The organism is Gemmatimonadota bacterium, assembly GCA_016714015.1.
GTDB lineage: Bacteria > Gemmatimonadota > Gemmatimonadetes > Gemmatimonadales > Gemmatimonadaceae > Pseudogemmatithrix.
The window spans coordinates 20,048-36,287 of record JADJNZ010000013.1 but is presented as its reverse complement, the minus strand read 5'-3'; the positions used below and the strand labels follow the sequence as shown (position 1 = coordinate 36,287).

The 16,240-nt window shown below is 70.1% G+C and carries 14 protein-coding genes; 8 read left to right on the top strand and 6 right to left on the bottom strand.

Annotation, left to right across the window (positions count from 1 at the left end; all coding sequences use genetic code 11):
- Positions 1 to 301: 301 nt before the first annotated feature.
- From IPJ78_19285 to IPJ78_19275, 3 genes are read left to right on the top strand one after another with little or no spacing between them, the layout of a single operon-like run.
- Positions 302 to 1,537 carry a hypothetical protein gene (locus IPJ78_19285; protein ID MBK7908673.1) on the top strand — a complete coding sequence of 412 codons (1,236 nt, stop codon included), beginning with the start codon at positions 302 to 304 and terminating at the stop codon, positions 1,535 to 1,537.
- The gene (locus IPJ78_19280; protein ID MBK7908672.1) at positions 1,518 to 2,105 is read left to right on the top strand and encodes an OmpA family protein; all 588 of its coding nucleotides are present in this window, start codon (positions 1,518 to 1,520) and stop codon (positions 2,103 to 2,105) included. The genes IPJ78_19285 and IPJ78_19280 overlap by 20 nt, the downstream gene beginning before the upstream one ends.
- On the top strand, positions 2,102 to 2,965 hold the full coding sequence (locus tag IPJ78_19275; protein MBK7908671.1) for a hypothetical protein: 864 nt from the start codon (positions 2,102 to 2,104) through the stop codon (positions 2,963 to 2,965). Before IPJ78_19280 ends, IPJ78_19275 begins: the two co-directional genes overlap by 4 nt.
- Before the next feature lie 125 nt (positions 2,966 to 3,090).
- On the opposite strand, the gene IPJ78_19270 is transcribed toward IPJ78_19275, so the two are convergent.
- On the bottom strand, positions 3,091 to 5,433 hold the full coding sequence (locus tag IPJ78_19270) for an Ig-like domain-containing protein (protein MBK7908670.1): 2,343 nt from the start codon (positions 5,431 to 5,433) through the stop codon (positions 3,091 to 3,093).
- Positions 5,434 to 5,667: 234 nt separating this feature from the next.
- Between IPJ78_19270 and IPJ78_19265 the strand changes: the two genes are divergently transcribed.
- Both IPJ78_19265 and IPJ78_19260 read left to right on the top strand, forming a co-directional pair.
- Entirely contained in the window at positions 5,668 to 5,955 is a 288-nt protein-coding gene (locus IPJ78_19265; GenBank protein MBK7908669.1) for a type II toxin-antitoxin system Phd/YefM family antitoxin, read from the top strand.
- Positions 5,952 to 6,329 (top strand): PIN domain-containing protein, encoded by a 378-nt coding sequence (locus tag IPJ78_19260; GenBank protein ID MBK7908668.1) that lies wholly within the window; start codon positions 5,952 to 5,954, stop codon positions 6,327 to 6,329. Before IPJ78_19265 ends, IPJ78_19260 begins: the two co-directional genes overlap by 4 nt.
- 92 nt (positions 6,330 to 6,421) lie before the next feature.
- Here IPJ78_19260 and IPJ78_19255 read toward each other — a convergent pair whose 3' ends face one another.
- On the bottom strand, positions 6,422 to 7,033 hold the full coding sequence (locus tag IPJ78_19255) for a hypothetical protein (protein MBK7908667.1): 612 nt from the start codon (positions 7,031 to 7,033) through the stop codon (positions 6,422 to 6,424).
- Positions 7,030 to 8,370, bottom strand: coding sequence for a hypothetical protein (locus IPJ78_19250; protein MBK7908666.1), 1,341 nt, complete (start codon positions 8,368 to 8,370; stop codon positions 7,030 to 7,032). The genes IPJ78_19255 and IPJ78_19250 overlap by 4 nt, the downstream gene beginning before the upstream one ends.
- Before the next feature lie 188 nt (positions 8,371 to 8,558).
- On the opposite strand from IPJ78_19250, the gene IPJ78_19245 reads away from it, so the two are divergent.
- Together IPJ78_19245 and IPJ78_19240 are read left to right on the top strand one after the other, a co-directional pair.
- Positions 8,559 to 11,027 (top strand): ABC transporter permease, encoded by a 2,469-nt coding sequence (locus IPJ78_19245; protein ID MBK7908665.1) that lies wholly within the window; start codon positions 8,559 to 8,561, stop codon positions 11,025 to 11,027.
- Positions 11,028 to 11,038: 11 nt separating this feature from the next.
- Complete coding sequence (locus tag IPJ78_19240) at positions 11,039 to 11,578, top strand: nuclear transport factor 2 family protein (GenBank protein MBK7908664.1); 540 nt, start codon at positions 11,039 to 11,041, stop codon at positions 11,576 to 11,578.
- Here IPJ78_19240 and IPJ78_19235 read toward each other — a convergent pair.
- The 3 genes from IPJ78_19235 to IPJ78_19225 all read right to left on the bottom strand — a co-directional run bounded on the left by IPJ78_19235 (position 11,564) and on the right by IPJ78_19225 (position 13,244).
- Positions 11,564 to 12,568, bottom strand: a complete 1,005-nt coding sequence (locus IPJ78_19235) for a hypothetical protein (GenBank protein ID MBK7908663.1) — start codon at positions 12,566 to 12,568, stop codon at positions 11,564 to 11,566. The two genes, IPJ78_19240 and IPJ78_19235, sit on opposite strands and share 15 nt — an antisense overlap.
- Before the next feature lie 98 nt (positions 12,569 to 12,666).
- Positions 12,667 to 12,969: a type II toxin-antitoxin system PemK/MazF family toxin gene (locus IPJ78_19230; protein MBK7908662.1), complete on the bottom strand. Its 303-nt coding sequence runs from the start codon at positions 12,967 to 12,969 to the stop codon at positions 12,667 to 12,669.
- A 38-nt stretch (positions 12,970 to 13,007) separates the two neighbouring features.
- Positions 13,008 to 13,244 (bottom strand): hypothetical protein, encoded by a 237-nt coding sequence (locus tag IPJ78_19225; protein ID MBK7908661.1) that lies wholly within the window; start codon positions 13,242 to 13,244, stop codon positions 13,008 to 13,010.
- Between the two features lie 135 nt (positions 13,245 to 13,379).
- On the opposite strand from IPJ78_19225, the gene IPJ78_19220 reads away from it, so the two are divergent.
- Entirely contained in the window at positions 13,380 to 16,232 is a 2,853-nt protein-coding gene (locus IPJ78_19220; GenBank protein MBK7908660.1) for a protein kinase, read from the top strand.
- The last annotated feature ends 8 nt before the right edge of the window (positions 16,233 to 16,240 follow it).

Here is a 16,240-nt window from a genome sequence, read left to right as displayed (position 1 = left end):
CGGCACGCGAACGCCTCCGACGATACTGCAGGTTTCAGCACACGGCCCCCTTTCCACCCGAATACATGGGAACCGGCTACTCAGCCCGATCACGATCGCGATCACGATACTCCAGGTGACGATCTTCGTGGGAGCACTCCGAACCAGCGGGCGCTCCGATGCAAGAAGCCTCTCGAAACAGGCGAGCGCCCCGCGTTCCTTACAGGGCTCGGATTCTGGGCACCTTGCCGGCATTCTCTCAGGCTTACTGCAGTTTGACGTTGGCAGCATCCAGCAGAGCGTACCGCGCCTCCTCGCTGGGATGACGACCGCGTTCGTCACGTCAGTGCTCGGCCTTGCGATGGCGCTCACTCTGCGATGGGCCTTTCGCACATTCGATCGCTATCAGGCGGTACGCGCCTCAGCCGGCCACACCACGTCTGACGTGTACAATGCGCTGCAGCAGATGATGGCGCAGCAGGCCACGATGCACGAGGCGTCGCTGGTCGCGCTGGGTCGGTTGCAGCAGGCAGTAGGGGGCGATGGTGACTCCTCTCTGCAGTCACAGACGAAGGCGATGCGCACGGAGATGCGAGACAAGTTGTCTGAGCTCGCTCGCGTCATGACAGACTTCTCCGAAAAGGTGAGCGAACTCGGCACCAAGGCGCTCATCGAAGCGCTCAGCTCCGTGATCCGTGACTTCAACGCGAAGTTGACCGAGCAGTTCGGGGAGAACTTCAAGGAGCTCAACGCGGCTGTCCTGAAGCTCGTGCAGTGGCAGGAGAACTACGCCAGCCAAGTGGCTCTTCTTGAAGAGCAGTTCCGCTGCCCGGCAGGGATGAGTGCGACACGAGATGCCATGGACCGGATCGCGACCGCGTCCGGCGAGATTCCGCGACTGGTCGCGCTCACGGACCAAGGGGTTGCGGGCCTGAGCGCGCAATCGAGTGTGCTCGAGCGGCATTTGGAGGCATTCGCGCAAGTCGCGGCGCGCGCGCAAGCGGGCATTCCGCAGATAGAGGCGAACATCGCTCGGCTCACGACCGGAATCACTGACTCAGTGCACGCTGCCCTGGAAGCGTCGACTCGGGCCCACGCAGAGCAGCACCATTCTCAGCAGAAGCTCACCGTCGCGTACAACCAGCTCATCACTGACGTTCGGGCGACCGTGACGGATTCGCAGCAGCAGATCACCCTGCCGCAGGCGATCAAGCGAGCTCGACTTTGGTCGCCAAGGAGCATCCGCCGCCCACAGAACTGGGAGAAGACCTGCGAGACTCCCGCCCCAAGGTCAGGAGCAAGTCAAGGCGCCGCCCTCCGCGGAACTGCAACGCGCGACAAGCCCTGGAGGCCACCGCCGACTACACCAGAAGCTGGTCGCGACTACGCACCGCTTCTCGAGGCGAGCGGCAAGTTGCGAGTCCGACGACGCCAGTGCCGCACCGACGAGGTCGAAACGATTCCGACGGCGACGGTTCGCGTCGGTTGCGACCAGATGTCGGGGCTCATGCTGGTCTTCGTTCATCGCGGTCACGTATATGATCGAGGTGAACCGTGAGAAATCCAAGATCGAGCAGGTAGCGGTCGCGTACAATCGCACGAAGGGGACGATTTACCAAGCGCTCGACAGCACGTTCGCTCGCGACTTGCCCAGCTGGAACGCCGTGATCGACTCGGTATCACTCGTGATCCGCTTTCGTGAGCCGGACGTCCTATTTGAGCCCGGCAGCGCTGAAGTGAAGGAGCCGTTCAAGGTCATCTTGCGCTCGTTCTTCCCTCGGTACGTGCAAGTCATACGTGAACGCGGTGGCGCTGACCTCGAGGAGGTGCGGATCGAGGGGCATACCTCCAGCGAAGCGAACCACTCCAATCCCTACTTCTACAACATGGAGTTGTCGCAGGCGCGTACTCGAGCGGTGCTCCAGTTCTGTCTCGACAGCACCGGGCTGACGCCATCCGACAGGGAGTGGGTGCGAGGTCTCTTGACAGCAAACGGGCTCTCCTCGTCGCGCCGCGTATTGCTTCCCGATGGGCAGGAGGACCGCCCTGCGTCGCGCCGTGTGGAGTTTCGCGTTCGCACCAACGCTGAGGTGCGACTCGCCGAGATCCTGAGGCCGAGCGAGTGAAGCTGACGCCCACGACCGCTACGTGGAGAGAGCTCCTCGCCCTGGTGGGCGCGAAGCCCATCGAGTGGAGCTCCGCTCCGTCCCTGGCGACGCTCGAACCTGAATGGCGCGTCCGCCTCAGCACTACCGGAGTGGACGTCAGTATCGATGAGATCGAGATCGATGCTGACGCGAAAGTATACACGTACAACGGCCAGCAAGTATCCATCTACATAAAGGACACGCGAAGGCCGAGCGACGTGTTGAAGGTCAAGGAGACCGCCGTGCGATTCCATCTCACCGATTGCCGCACGATTGTGAAGATGAAGGAGGCGAATCGTTGGCAGCGGTATGTGGCCATCGCCCGACGTGACGGCTTGTTCCCGGTGTTCGCTCACGAGCTCGACGGAACCGTCCATGAGATTGAAGTGGAGCTCGGCGTGTGCAAGAACTGCATCGGCAGCCTCGACTGGAAGAACTACAGGCAGGTCACTGGAACGCAGCGCGAGCGCCTCTGGCGCCAGTTCACACTGCAGGAGTTCTTCGAGCACTACGCTTCCAGGCTGTCCATCGTCCCGCGCGAGTCGTGTTCTGCTCTGCCCGACTCACTCTACACTGCCGATTGGCAGGCTGTCTCATTGCGGGCGCGCGAGAAGGCCGGCTGGAGATGTGCAAGTTGCCGCGTCGATTTGCGATCAGCGCGCCAGTGTCTTCACGTACATCATCGCGACAAGGACAAGTCCAACAACCGCGGCGTGAATCTTCAGGTGCTATGCGCTGTGTGTCACGCGCAGCAGCCCGGGCACCACTCGATGTACGTCGCTCCGGCGGTCCGTGAGAGGATTCTCGCGTTGAGGACGGATCAAGGCGTCCGACTCTGAGTCCCACCGCATTGAGGCCGTGCACCACCCCGCCCCAAGGCGCGCCGACACCGCAGAGACCGCCGCCACCGTTCTCGGCGCGAAGCGTCCGACGCTCTTCTGGCGTTCCATAGCTATAACCACCCTCAGTGGACCATCCGCGTCGGATCCCGCACCACCTCCACCGCCGTCGACCCGATGCCCAGCATCCCGGACACGTTGCGGCCGAAGCAATAGACCCCATCCGCCGTCTGCACGCACGTCGCCGTCCCGCCCGCCCACACGCGCTGCGCCGTCCGTCCGTTCAACCCGATGGCCACCGGCGCGATCTGGATGAAGGCGGCGTTCGGGCCCACCGCCCCGAACTCGTTGCGACCGAGGCACGAGAGCGTGCCGCTCGTTATCGCGCACGCATGCCCGTTCCCGATCGCGAAGTCGCTCGCGGGCCCGGCGATCGTCAGGGCGGGCACCAGGTCGTTCGGTCCGCTCGCCGAGCGCAGGTTGAAGCCCCAGCACAGCACCTGCGACGACGTGTTGAGCGCACACGTCATCGAGGGGGCGGTCCGGACCGACGTGAACACGCGCGCACCGGTGCCGCTGCCAGCGACCCGCGTCGGCAACACACGGCTCGTCGTGGACGAGTCCCCGAGCTCACCGTCGAAGTTGGCCCCCCAGCAGTACGCGCGGCCCACCGACGTGATGGCGCACGTATGGAGTTCCCCCGCGCTGATGCTCGTGAGGATCAGATCGCCTGTCCCCGACCCGCTCACCTGCACCGGCGTCAGCGTGCGCGCGGTCACGCTGCCATTCCCCAACTGCCCCTGACCGCCGTCCCCCCAGCAGTGCGCGGTGCCCAGCGCCGTGACGCCGCACACGTGGCCGAAATAGCCGCTGATCGACGTCAACACCACGCCACCCGGGCCCGTGCCCGCGATCGGGCCGGCCGGCCAGCGCGACGCGCTCCCCCAGCAGTACGCGCGGCCGGAGGTCGCGAGCGCGCAGGTGCCGCCGTCGAGCGGGACGATCTGCTGCAGCGGCTCGTTGCCCCACACGGAGCCGATGAGGGCCGGGATCGAATCGCCGCTCGAAGCGACGCCGCTCCCGAACTCGCCTGACCTGTTCGGACCCCAGCAGAGCGCGCCACCGGCCGCGATGCCGCACGCGTGCGACCGCCCGAGGCTGATCGACGAGAAGGTCGCGATGGCTCGCAGCGGCTCCGACGTCCCCGTGACCGAGGAAAGGCCGCCGCCGGGCCGCACCAGGGTCGCCCGAAGCGCGAACGTGCCCGTGCGCGCGAAGCGCACGCTGTCGATCGCGAATGCCCCCGGACCCACGCGGCGCGTGGCGCCCTGTCGGACGCCGCCGCCCAGCGTGCCCGGAGGATTCAGCGTCGACAGGAAGAAGGAGTACGTCGAGTCGATCGGATTCCCGTAGCGGTCCTTGACGTCCATCGCCATCGACTGCGGTGCGCCCGGGAACCCGACCTGCGACCCGACCCCGCCGAACACCTCCAGCGCCGTCGGTGCCCCGGCGCGCACCGCGAACGCGACCGTCGTGTCCGGCACCATCCCCGCCGACGTCACCATCAGGCGATAGCCCGTCGCCGCGCGCTCGAGCCAGTTGCCCGCGAACGTCGCGATCCCCGCCACCGACTGCACCGTGCGCGTCCCGAACAGCGTCGCGCTCGGCAGGGGCCCGGACGCGATCGACAGCGTGACCGGCACCCGCGCGTCGCGCACCAGCGCCCCGTTCGCGTCGCGCACTTCCACCTCAAGCCCCGTCGCGAAGGCGTCACCCGCGCCCACGTCCGTCGGTTCGATCGTGAACGCCAGGTGCGCGGCGACCTGCTTCACCGTGAGCTGCGCGTACGCCGGCACACCACGCCCGCTCGCGCTGATCACCGTCTCGCCCCCGGCGACCACCGTCGCCGTGCCCGTCGAGTCGACCGTCGCGACCGCCTGGTTGGACGAGGTCCAGAGGAACCGCGTGCCCGCGACGAGCACGTTGGCGGAGTCCCGCGCCTGCGCCGTGAACACCTGCGTCCCCCCGATCGTCTCGAGGTCCACCACCGCCGGCGTCACCGTCACGCTCGCGACGATCTGGATCACCGACACCGTCCCGCTCCCCGTCGCCGTCCCCGACTGCGCCGAGATCGTCGCCAGCCCGTTGCGCACCGCCGTGACGACGCCGCTCAGGCTGTCCACCAGCGCCACCAGCGTATCGCTCGACCGCCACCGGATCGGCGCATCCGGCAGCGCCGTCCCGTCGGCCGCGCGCGCGACGGCGGTGTACCCTCGCGTCCGCCCGATCGCGAGCAGCGTGTCCGCCCCCGGCGCGACCTGGATCGACGCCACCGGCAGCGGCGCCGGCGGCCCCGTCACGTCCCGCCCACCCGCGCAACTCGCCGCGGCGACCACCGCCGCACTGACCAGCACCCAGCGGCGCGCGCGCGCCCCGGCCGTTCGCATCCCGTACGCGGTGGCGAGCATTGGTTCTCCTCAGCAGGTGGGCGGTACCGGGGCCAAGCTAGTGCGCGTGCACGAAGGGGTGGGTGACGGGAGTCACATCGCGCAGGCTCGGGCCGCCGCAGAGGATCGATACCCTACGCGCGAATCGGGTAGCGGCGGCGGGCGCGGTGACCGCTACTGTCTCGCCGTCCACGCGCGTCTCACACGCCGAGCCTACCATTGACCAGATTGGTCAGATTCGCCTACCTTGGGCGCATGCCCAGGAAATACTCCCTCTACGAGGCGAAGTCCAAACTCTCCGAACTCGTGCGACAGGTGCGCGAGGGCGGACAGCCGGTCACCATCACCGTGCACGGCCGGCCGGTGGCCGAACTGCGGGCGTTGACGGACGACCGCGCGATCAAGACTGTCGCGGAACGGCACGCCGAGCTCGAGCGCGCGGGGCTCATCCATCGCGTCGAGGGCACGCCGGGCCGCGCCCGCTTCCCGCTCGGCGTCCGGCGTCCCGGTGCGTTGAAGCGGTTCCTCGAGGCGCGCGATTGAGCGTCGCGTACGCCGATGCGTCGGTCTTCGCATCGCTCGCCTTTCGCGAGCCGGAGGCCGCGCGCATCCGCAAGCGTCTCGCGGGCTTCGACATCGTCGTGACATCGGTGCTCACGGAAGCAGAGCTCGCGAGTGCGTTGGCGCGGGAGGCGATGGTGCTGCCGGATTCGCCATTGAACGGCGTCCAGCTCATCGGCGCGCCCGATCCGCTCTCGGACGAGATCCGGATGGTCCTCGCCGCGGGATACCTCCGCGGTGCCGACTGCTGGCACGTCGCGGTGGCGTTGAACTACGCGCCGGCGCGCGACCTGACCTTCCTCAGTCTCGACAAGGCGCAGCGCGCCGTCGCGGCCGAACTGGGGTTCGACGTCTGATCGACACGTGACCGCTCACGCCCGAGGATCGGTTGCGGGAGGTTGGCGAGCTTCGCGTCGCGTCCGTCGGCCGACCACCCGTCGCGCCGCCCTCACCGGCGCGGGATCGGCACCACCACGCGTTCCGACGCCGTGGGCGCCACCAGGAACCCCAGGCACCCCAGCGCCTTGCTCAGCGCGGTCGCGCGCTTGAATCCCGGTCGCTCCGGCGTGAACGGCACGAGCAGCGTGTCGCGGACGTCGGACACGACCTCGCTCGTCACCGACACGAAACGGCGCGTGCGCGCGGTGTCCCGCCCTCCCGCCGCGGACCATTGCAGCTCGAGCCACGCGATCGCGATGTAGCGCCCGGCCGGCACCGTGCCGAACTCGATGCGCCTCAGGTCCGACCGCACCCGACGCATCGCGAGTGCCGACACGCGCCGAGCGACCGTGGCGCGCCCGCTGTCGCCTCTGGTCGCCATGGAGTCGCAGAGTGCCGTGAGTTCGCGCTCCGCGCCGCCGGGGTCACGCAGCAGGAGCGCATGGCCCGCCACGTAACTCGTGGCGCGCGCGCCCGCCGGTGGCACGAAGAACCCGCGCAGCACTTGCCCACCCTCGGCGGGCGGGGCCACCACGCGGGACTGCGCCGCGAGCGCGGTGGCCCATGGTAGAAGGAGGCAGGCGCCGAGAAGTCGGTGGGTCGTGAAGCTGCACCGGATCATTCCTGAACGTAACCTCCCGACCGATCCGCGAGCGCGGCGGCGACAGGATCAGCCTCGCGCGAGATCATCCACACCTCCGCATCGTCGAGGCGCGACCGAACTGGATGACCCGGTCGTCCCCGGCGGCGTTCAACAACGCGAGCAACTCGCGCAAGCCCTTGTCCAGGATCACCCTGGGCCTCGCGGTAGCGGGTCTGCAGCGTCAGCTCCCGATCCAGGCGCTCCTGCAGCGACATCGCAGCCAGTTCGTCGTGATCCGCCTGGTCCGCTGCTGGGCGCAGCTGGCCGGACTTCCGAGTCTCGGGATCCAATGGCACACCGAATCGGATCACGCTTCGGCGGTTCAACTCGGCCCAACGTGCGTCGTCAGCCCACTGCTGCGGGGACGCGGTGACCAGAGGGACCATCTCCGGCGTTCCCACCCACAGATAGGCATCGAACAGGTCCTTGCGAGTCACGCTCGATGCCGGCGCGGTGGGCCGACGGGCCGCGGTGGGCGAAGCCGGCCCCACCACCGAAGGGCCGGGAAGATCGCCCAGGAAGTGCCCCCGCAAGGGGATCACGGATCCCAGCGGGATGTCCGCCATGCGGGGAAGGACTTCGGCGTCGCGCGGTCCGAAGCCCGCCACGCCACTCAGCACGTAGACGGACCCGGGCCGGGCCTGTTCGACGACCGACGTGACGTTGACCATCGATCTGCCGGAGATCGGTGAGACCGCTCGTCGGCTGAGGTGAGCTCCGCCGACGATCAGGATGGCGCGGCGGTTCTTCTGCAGGACTTCGGAGACCACTCGCTCACCCATGTACTGGGAGCGCGCTGGAAGGGCCCGGAAGTCGGCGGACGTCCTGATCACGTCCCAGTTCACCGGCGGGTCGGCCGCGACGATGCGAATGCGCTCCGAGCGCGCCAGCCCCTCATTCACCGCGCGGACCGAATACACGAAATCACGATAGATCGGCGATTCGAACGGCCCGGTGGGAGACTCTGAATGGTCGCGCCAGACCTGAGCGAGCTTCGCGGCCGGAACGTCCTCCAGGTCCAGCAGAAAACCATCCAGCCGGTCCTGGTAGAAGGCGTTCCCGAACTCGACCACCACGTCGTCGATCAGTGCCCGGATCCGCGGCGCGCGGATCAGGTCGGTCAGCAGAGCGTACTGCAACCGGGAGTTGTGGACCTCGCCGATCGCCAGGAGGGGGTACTGCTGAAGTGCGGTCTGGGAGAATGCGACCAGGTCCTGCGGAACTGGATCAGGTGCGAACGTCTGTGCCGCGGCACGCGAGGTGTTGCCGGCGGGGACGACGAGACACGAGAGGAGAAGCGCGACGCGCATGGTCATTCGACTCCGTAGGTCGTGGCGCCTCGGCGCCGGGACGATCGATACCTAGTGTCGTGCCGTGGCCGTTCACACGATCGCGGGGCGGCGGCCCGGATCGGAGGGACGGGCCACCGCCCGCCCGCACAACGCATCCGGTGACCCCGATGTCGAACGAGGGACAGCTCCGCTCTCCTCCTTCCGCGTGGCCGATGCTCCCTGCCCTCCGCACCGCCGTCCGCTCCCTCCGCGCCACCCCGCTCGTCACCGGCGTCGCCGTCCTCTCCCTCGCCCTCGGCATCGGCGCCAACACGGCGATCTTCTCCATCGTCGACGCCCTGATCCTCAAGGCCCTCCCCGTCCAGCACGCCGAGCGCCTGACGGTGGTGCGCGCCGGCGAGAGCCGCCGCTCCTGGACCAATCCCATCTGGGAACAGGTGCGCGAACGCCAGCACCTCTGGGACGGCGCCTTCGCCGCGGGTGCCGCGCGCTTCGATGCCGCGGAGGGCGGCCAGACCGATCCGGTGGATGGCGCCTTCGTCAGCGGCGGCTACTTCGAGGTGCTCGGCGTCCAGCCACGACTCGGCCGCTTCTTCACGCCGGACGACGACCGCCGCGGCGGCGGCGCCGACGGACCCGTCGTCGTGATCAGCCACCGCCTCTGGCAGCAACGCTTCGGCGGCGCGCCCGACGTGGTGGGTCGCACCTTCACGCTCTCGCGCGTGAGCTACACCATCATCGGGGTCGCACCCGCCTCCTTCCTCGGACACGACGTCGGTCGCAACGTCGATGCGTACGTCCCCATCGGCACCGAACCCCTCGTGCGCGGCCCCGACAGCGGGCTCGACCGACGCTCCCACTGGTGGATGGCCATCTTCGTCCGCCTCCGCCCCGACCAGACCCCCGAGGTCGCGACCGCCATCCTCCGCGGCGTGCAGACGCAGATCCGCGAGGCGACGCTCCCGCAGGACTGGCGCGCCGAGATGCTCGAGCGCTACCTCGTAGATCCCTTCGAGCTGCAGCGCGCCTCGGCCGGCGTCTCCCAGCTGCGCACCCGCTACCAGCGGCCCCTGTTCGCCCTCGCTGCCGTCGTAGGCCTCACGCTCCTCATCGCGTGCGGCAACATCGCCAACCTCATGCTCGCGCGCGCCTCCGCGCGGCGGCACGATTTCGCCGTCCGCACCGCCCTCGGCGCCTCGCGCTGGCGGATCGCGCGCCAGCTCCTCACCGAGAACCTCGTCCTCTCGCTCCTCGGCGCCGCGCTGGGGCTCCTGCTCGCGCTCTGGTTCAGCCGCCTCATCATCGCGCAGATCGCCACCACCGCCTCGCAGGTCACCCTCGACCTCGGCCTCGACGCGCGCATGCTCGCCTTCACCGGCGGCGTCGCCATCCTCACCACCCTGCTCTTCGGCGTGGGACCGTCCGTCCTCGCCGCGCGCACGCCGCCCATGGACGCGCTCAAGGAGCAGGGCCGCGGCACCACGTCGGGTACCCAACGCGCCGTCGCCAACGCGCTCGTCGTCGCGCAGGTCACCCTCTCGCTCCTCCTCGTGGTGGGGGCCGGCCTCTTCGTGCGCACCTTCGTCGCCCTCGCCGACGTGGACCTCGGCTTCGTCCCCGCGCGCGCGCTCGTGGTGGAACTCGGCGCGCAGCGCACCGGCGTGGCGCCGGAAGCGCGCGGCCAGATGTACGAGAACGTCCGCCAGGCCGCGCTCGCCGTCCCCGGCGTGACGCACGCGGCGTTCTCGGTGATCACCCCCGTGAGCGGCAGCACCTGGAACGGCGATCTCGTCTTCCCCCGCAAGCCCGACCTCACGGAGGAGGAACGCATCGTCGACTTCAACTACGTCACCCCCGGCTGGTTCGCGACCTATGGCACGCGCATCCTGCGCGGCCGCGACTTCGATGCGCGCGACCGCCCCGGCACGCCCCGCGTCGCGCTCGTGAACGAGTCGTTCGTGCGCAAGTACTTCGACGGCGTCGATCCCATCGGCGAGGTGGTCAGCCCCGTCGGCCTCCCCACCTCGCCCGGCGCGCCGATCGAGATCATCGGCGTCGTCGCCGACGCGGTCTATCGCAGCCCGCGCGAACCGTTCGGCCCGACGATGTACCGCGCCCTCGAGCAGAACGCCACCGCGGCGTCGGGCACGACGATGACCATCCGCACCACGAGCGACCAGCCCGCCGCGCTGCAGCGCGCCCTCACCGCCGCCATCGCGTCGGTGCACCCTGACCTCTCGGTGACCTATCGCCCGCTCGAGGAGTTCGTGGAGGCCGCCCTCGCGCAGGAGCGGCTCATCGCCATGCTCTCGGGCTTCTTCGGTGCGCTCGCGCTGCTGCTCGCGGCCATCGGCCTCTACGGCATCACCGCCTACTCGGTGGTGCGCCGCCGCGCCGAGATCGGCATCCGCCTCGCCCTCGGCGCCACGCCCGGCGGCGTGGTGCGCGGCGTGCTCTCGCGCACGGGGATGCTCGTCGCCGGCGGGATCCTGCTCGGCGGAGTCGCGAGTTGGTGGGCGTCGCGGTTCGTCTCGTCGCTCCTGTTCGGCCTCGCGCCCACCGATCCGGTGACGATCGCCGGAGCGATGCTCGTGCTCGCGGCGGTCAGCGCGGTGGCGGGGTGGATCCCCGCGCGGCGGGCGGCGAGGGTCGAGCCGGCCGAAGCGTTGCGGTCGAGCTGAGGGGGGGATCGATGCGACTCCACGCCCACCGCAGCCTCCTCACCGCGTTCGCCGCCGTGTCGTTGTGCTGCTCCTCGTCGGCCGCGCAGGACCGCGCCGAGATCATCAGGCTCAACGAGTACGTGCCGCTGGCGCTCAAGGCCGAGGGCTTCGACCGGTATGCCGCGCTCTTCCACGCCGACTACACCAACTGGAGCATGAGCGGCACCAAGCCGCTCACTCGCGCGGAGTTCCTCGCCGCCGTCGAACGGTGGTTCGACGCCGGCAACTACGCGACCGAGAGCGAGGTCGTCCCGGTGAGCCTCGAGCTCTTCGGCGACTTCGCCTACCTGCGCCACTTCCAGAAGGAGGTGTTCATGGCCCCCGACGGGAAGCGGAGCGCCTTCGTCGGCGAGTTCGCGAGCGTGCTCAAGAAGCAGGACGGCCGGTGGCTCTTCTACAGCACGAGCTTCCACACCACGTACCGTGGTCCGGTGGAGGGAGCGCCGGCGCTCCCGGATCCGCCGCCGTTGGCGGAAGCAGCCGGATCCCCGCTGCTAGGGTCGCCGTAGCGCAGGGTCCATCCGCCGGCCGCTCAGCATCAGGCTGCGCCGGTCCAGCTCCGCCCAGTACCACTCCACGCGATACGTCGACGGATCGGCGTCCTCGAACGTGCGCGCCGACGGGTCCCAGAGAATGACGGCATCGACGATATGCCGCAGCGTCGCGCGCCCGTACACGTCCGGACGCTTGCCGTCGCGATCGCGCAGCGTCGACGTCGCGTTCGCCGGGATGTCGCCGAGCGGGCTCGCGCGGAGCGGGACCACGCGCGGAGCCCCCGCCCCGACCAGGCCGCGGGCTCCCGGGTCCGACGGGGAGCCGAACGACTGGATCACGTAGGTGGCGCCCGGGTGACGCAGCTCCAGCCACGCCACCGGCGTGATCTCCCCGGTCGGGACGCCGCTGCGCGACGGCTGCGCGCGCGGACGACGGGCGACGTGGAGGCCGCCGGCCACGAAGAGCACGCGACGCCCGCGCAGCAGCGACTCGCGCCGCACCGACTCGGCCATGGCCAGCGCGCGATCGAAGAAGGGGCGCAGCTGCGGCGCGGAGTCCACCGCCGACCAGTCGACCGGCGCGTCGGCGAGGATCACGCGATAGCGACGCTCCGGCGCGAGCCCGGCGTTGATCGCCCGCAGCTCCCGGAAGAACCGCTCGTACACCGGCGCATCCCAGACGGTGTTCGGCGACACGATCGTGTTGCGCCACGACATCGTCACCGAGTCCCACGGCACCTCCCGCCCGTCGACGTAGCGGTCGATCACGCCCTGGTACAGTCCGTTCCCCCACTCCACCGCGATGTCGTCGATCACCTCCGGGGCGCGCGGGCGCCGCAGCACGCGCAGGAGGAGCTCGTGGAACTCCCGGTGTCCGTGATTCTCCCCCAGCGCGACGACCCACGCGGAGTCGAAGGCCGCGAGGATGGCGTCCTCAGCCGCCGGCGGCGTCGAATCGGGGCCGGTCAGGCCGGCGAAGAGGAACAGGAGGGCGGAGAGCGTCATGCGGAGGGATGGAGGCCGGGCCTTCCATCATACCGGATGCGGTCGGCTCAGTGGTTCGCGCCGGGATGAGAGGCCGGAACCGCGTGAGGACTGATGCCCTACCGCCCGAGCACGATATCGATGCTCGCGAGGATCTGATCGAGGAGACGCGGCCCCAGCCGCCCGATGCGCGTGTGCAGGCAGCGGCGATCCAGGGCGAACAGCTGGGTCGCATTCGCGACGGAGTCCTTGGGGAGACCCGCCGCCTTGGCGGACACCGGCGTGCACCCCGGGGCGGATGCCCACGCGAGGTTGCTCGTGAGCGGCACGCACACCACCGTCGCGAGTCGGCTGCGGTTGAGCGGATTGCCCTGCACCACCACGACCGGCCGACGAAAGCCGGGCCCCGAACCTGCCGGCATCGGCAGGTCCGCCCACCACAGCTCGCCCTGTGCGACCTCTACCACTCGACGCGCTGCAGCACCGAGTGCGCGGCGGCCTGCACGTACGGATCGGGCGCGGCATCCAGCTGATCGACCACGCGATCCATCGCGGCCGTCACTTCGTCCGGCGCATGGCGACTCAGGTACTCGGCCAGCGCTTCCGCGTAGAGCTGGCTCCGCGACTTCCCCGCGCGCTTCGCCTGGCGCTCCGCCGCGCGAAAGACGGCGTCCGGCAGCGAGATGGCTGTCTTCATACCCTGAGTATAACCCATCGGATCTCCGCGGCAAGGACGCGCAATCATACCCGGCCCGCGCGGGTTCAGCGAAGCGAACTCTCGCAGCCCCCATCACATTGCCGCCCCCCGCACCCCGGCGATAACTTCGCCCCCGTGACCGCCCCGGCTTCCGACCCGCTCCTCCAACGCCTCCGCGACGCCACCACCGGCGCCTACGAGATCACCCGCGAACTCGGCCGCGGCGGCTTCGCCGCCGTCTTCCTCGCCCGCGACGTCGAGCTCGACCGCGACGTCGCCATCAAGGTCCTCACCGCGCAGGCCGACCGCGACGACGCCACCACCTCCGGCGAGATCGAGCGTTTCCGCCGCGAAGCCCGCACCGTCGCCAAGCTCAACCATCCCAACATCGTCCCCGTCTACGCCGTGAAGGCCGCCGACGGACTGCAGTACTTCGTCATGAAGTTCATCAAGGGCCGCTCCCTCGAGCGCGTCCTCGAGACCGCGGGGCCCCTGCCGATCGCCCTCGTGCAGACCATCCTCCAGCAGGCGGGGAGCGCCCTCGCCTTCGCGCACCGGAACGGCGTCGTGCATCGCGACGTGAAGCCGGCGAACATCATGCTCGACGAGGAGGGGTGGGCCGTCGTCGCCGACTTCGGCATCGCCAAGGTCGCGCGCGCGGAGAAGCTCACCGGCACCGGCCTCATCATCGGCACCGCCGCCTACATGAGCCCCGAGCAGTGGGCGGGCCAGGAGGTCAGCGGCCAGTCCGACCAGTACTCCCTCGGCGTTGTCGCCTATGAGCTCCTCACCGGGCGCTCACCGTTCTCGGCCGAGACGATCCCGGCGATGCTCTGGTCGCACCTCAACGAGGTGCCGCCGCCCATCACCGAGCTGCGCCCCGACTGCCCCGAGGCCATCGCGCGCATCGTCGCGCGGATGCTCGAGAAGGAACCGCCGGCGCGCTTCGGATCGCTCGACGATGTCGTGTCGGCCCTCGCGGCGCTCCCCGTGGGCGAGGCGGCCGCCGCCGTCCGCACGCAGCTCATGACGCTCGCCGCCGTCTCCAGCGCCGGCCTCGAGGTCACCGAGGCCGCCTCGGGCGAACGCGTCCTCTCGGCGGGCCGCAGCGTCACGCCGTCCGGCAAGGTCGCGCGCCTCACCGTCTCCCCCGCCGCCACGAGCATGGTCGCGGGCTCGACCCTGCGCCTCTCGGCGACCCCCGTCAACGACACCGGCAAGCAGCTCGCCCGCCGCGCGACCGCGTGGCGATCGGGCGACGAGCGCATCGCGACGGTCGACGCGGATGGAGTGGTGACGGCGCGCAGCGCCGGGCGGACGACGCTCGTCGCGACCTGCGAGGGCGTCGAGGTCGAGGTGCCGGTGACGGTCACGGGGGTGGCCACCGGCGCGGCGAGTGGCGCGAGCGCCGGCGTCGTCGCGGGCACGGGCACCACGTCAGGCGGCCGTGGACGGATCATCACCATCGCCGGGACCGTCGCGGCCATCGCGATCTTCGGGCTCTGGCAGCAGGGCGTGCTCGGCCCGCGCGAGCCGAGCGTCGCCACGCCGCTGGACACCGGCGCGCTGAGCGGGGATACCGGCACGACACTCGGCAACGGCTCGCAGCTCGGGGGGTCGACCGACGCGATCCGAGTGGACACATCCCGACAGCAAGGACCTTCCGGTCCGGTCTACCTCGCCCCACCAGGGCCTGGCGACGGCACCCAAGCGAAGGCGCAGGCTGATCCGCGCGGCACGAAGACCGCGACTGCGACCGACGCAGGCGCGAACGGACCACGTCCCCAGACGGCCCCCGCCGGACCCGGCACCGGACCCGCGCAGTCCGGCGCGCAGGACGCCGCCGAGTCGAAGACCGCGCCCGCGACACAGCCGGGCACGACGCCGACGACCCCCGAGAACACGACGAGGACCCCTGACCCCGACCCCGACCCCGCCCCCGCCGGCAACCCCGCCATCGAAGTGAGCGCCGGCGGCAGCGAGACCTGCGCCTCCATGTCCTCCGGCGATCGCGTCCTCTGCTGGGGCGGCACCGCCCCCGCCGGCACCACCCTCGCCGACGTCTACTTCACCGAACTCGCCGTCGGCGGCGGACACCTCTGCGGCCTCACCGCCGAAGGCGCCGCCTACTGCTGGGGCGACAACTCCCAGGGACAGCTCGGCGACGGATCCACCACCACTCGCGCCACACCCACGCTCGTCCGCTCCACCGTGCGCTTCACCGACATCAGCGTCGGCGCCTCGCACACCTGCGCACTCGGCGCCGACGGCAGCGCCTGGTGCTGGGGCACCAACAAGGCCGGCCAGCTCGGCGACAACTCCATCACCAATCGCAATCGCCCCGTGCTCGTGCGCGGCCGCGAGGCCTTCCAGTCACTGAGCGCCGGCGGCTCGCACACCTGCGGCGTCCGCGCCAGCAAGGTCTACTGTTGGGGCGATGGCTTCTCCGGGCAGATCGGCAACGCCATCCAGGACAACCAGCGCGAACCGTTCCCCGTGCGCACCGCCCTGCCCTTCCGCTCCGTCGTCACCGGCGAGCTCCATACTTGCGGCCTCACCACCAGCGGCCGCGCCTGGTGCTGGGGCGAGAACCGCAACGGCCAGCTCGGCAACGAGACGCACGACAGCCGCGACGTCCCCGACTCCGTCGCGACCGACCTCGTCTTCACGCAGCTCGCCGCCGGCGCGCGGCACACCTGCGGCATCACCAACACGCGCCTCCTCGCCTGCTGGGGCGAGAACGGCTCCGGTCAGCTCGGCGACGGCAGCCGCCAGCGCCGCGAGATCCCGGTGATCATCGCGCGCGGGACGCAATGGAAGAAGGTCTCCACCGGCGCGGCGCACACCTGCGGCATCACCCGCACCGACGTCGTGATGTGCTGGGGCGCCAACAGCCGCGGCCAGGTGGGGACCGGCGCCGCCGGCACCGCGGGGGCGATGACGCTCGTGCCGACGGCGATCAAGGTGGGACCGCGCAGCGGACCCTGAGCGGCCTG

Bases quoted from the DNA above. Each gene is read 5' to 3' on its own strand.
- IPJ78_19285 (MBK7908673.1), top strand. From the start codon at position 302: ATGACGACCGCGTTCGTCACGTCAGTGCTCGGCCTTGCGATGGCGCTC.
- IPJ78_19280 (MBK7908672.1), top strand. From the start codon at position 1,518: ATGATCGAGGTGAACCGTGAGAAATCCAAGATCGAGCAGGTAGCGGTC.
- IPJ78_19270 (MBK7908670.1), bottom strand. From the start codon at position 5,433: ATGCTCGCCACCGCGTACGGGATGCGAACGGCCGGGGCGCGCGCGCGC.
- IPJ78_19265 (MBK7908669.1), top strand. From the start codon at position 5,668: ATGCCCAGGAAATACTCCCTCTACGAGGCGAAGTCCAAACTCTCCGAA.
- IPJ78_19255 (MBK7908667.1), bottom strand. From the start codon at position 7,033: ATGATCCGGTGCAGCTTCACGACCCACCGACTTCTCGGCGCCTGCCTC.
- IPJ78_19250 (MBK7908666.1), bottom strand. From the start codon at position 8,370: ATGACCATGCGCGTCGCGCTTCTCCTCTCGTGTCTCGTCGTCCCCGCC.
- IPJ78_19245 (MBK7908665.1), top strand. From the start codon at position 8,559: ATGCTCCCTGCCCTCCGCACCGCCGTCCGCTCCCTCCGCGCCACCCCG.
- IPJ78_19240 (MBK7908664.1), top strand. From the start codon at position 11,039: ATGCGACTCCACGCCCACCGCAGCCTCCTCACCGCGTTCGCCGCCGTG.
- IPJ78_19235 (MBK7908663.1), bottom strand. From the start codon at position 12,568: ATGACGCTCTCCGCCCTCCTGTTCCTCTTCGCCGGCCTGACCGGCCCC.
- IPJ78_19230 (MBK7908662.1), bottom strand. From the start codon at position 12,969: ATGCCGGCAGGTTCGGGGCCCGGCTTTCGTCGGCCGGTCGTGGTGGTG.
- IPJ78_19225 (MBK7908661.1), bottom strand. From the start codon at position 13,244: ATGAAGACAGCCATCTCGCTGCCGGACGCCGTCTTTCGCGCGGCGGAG.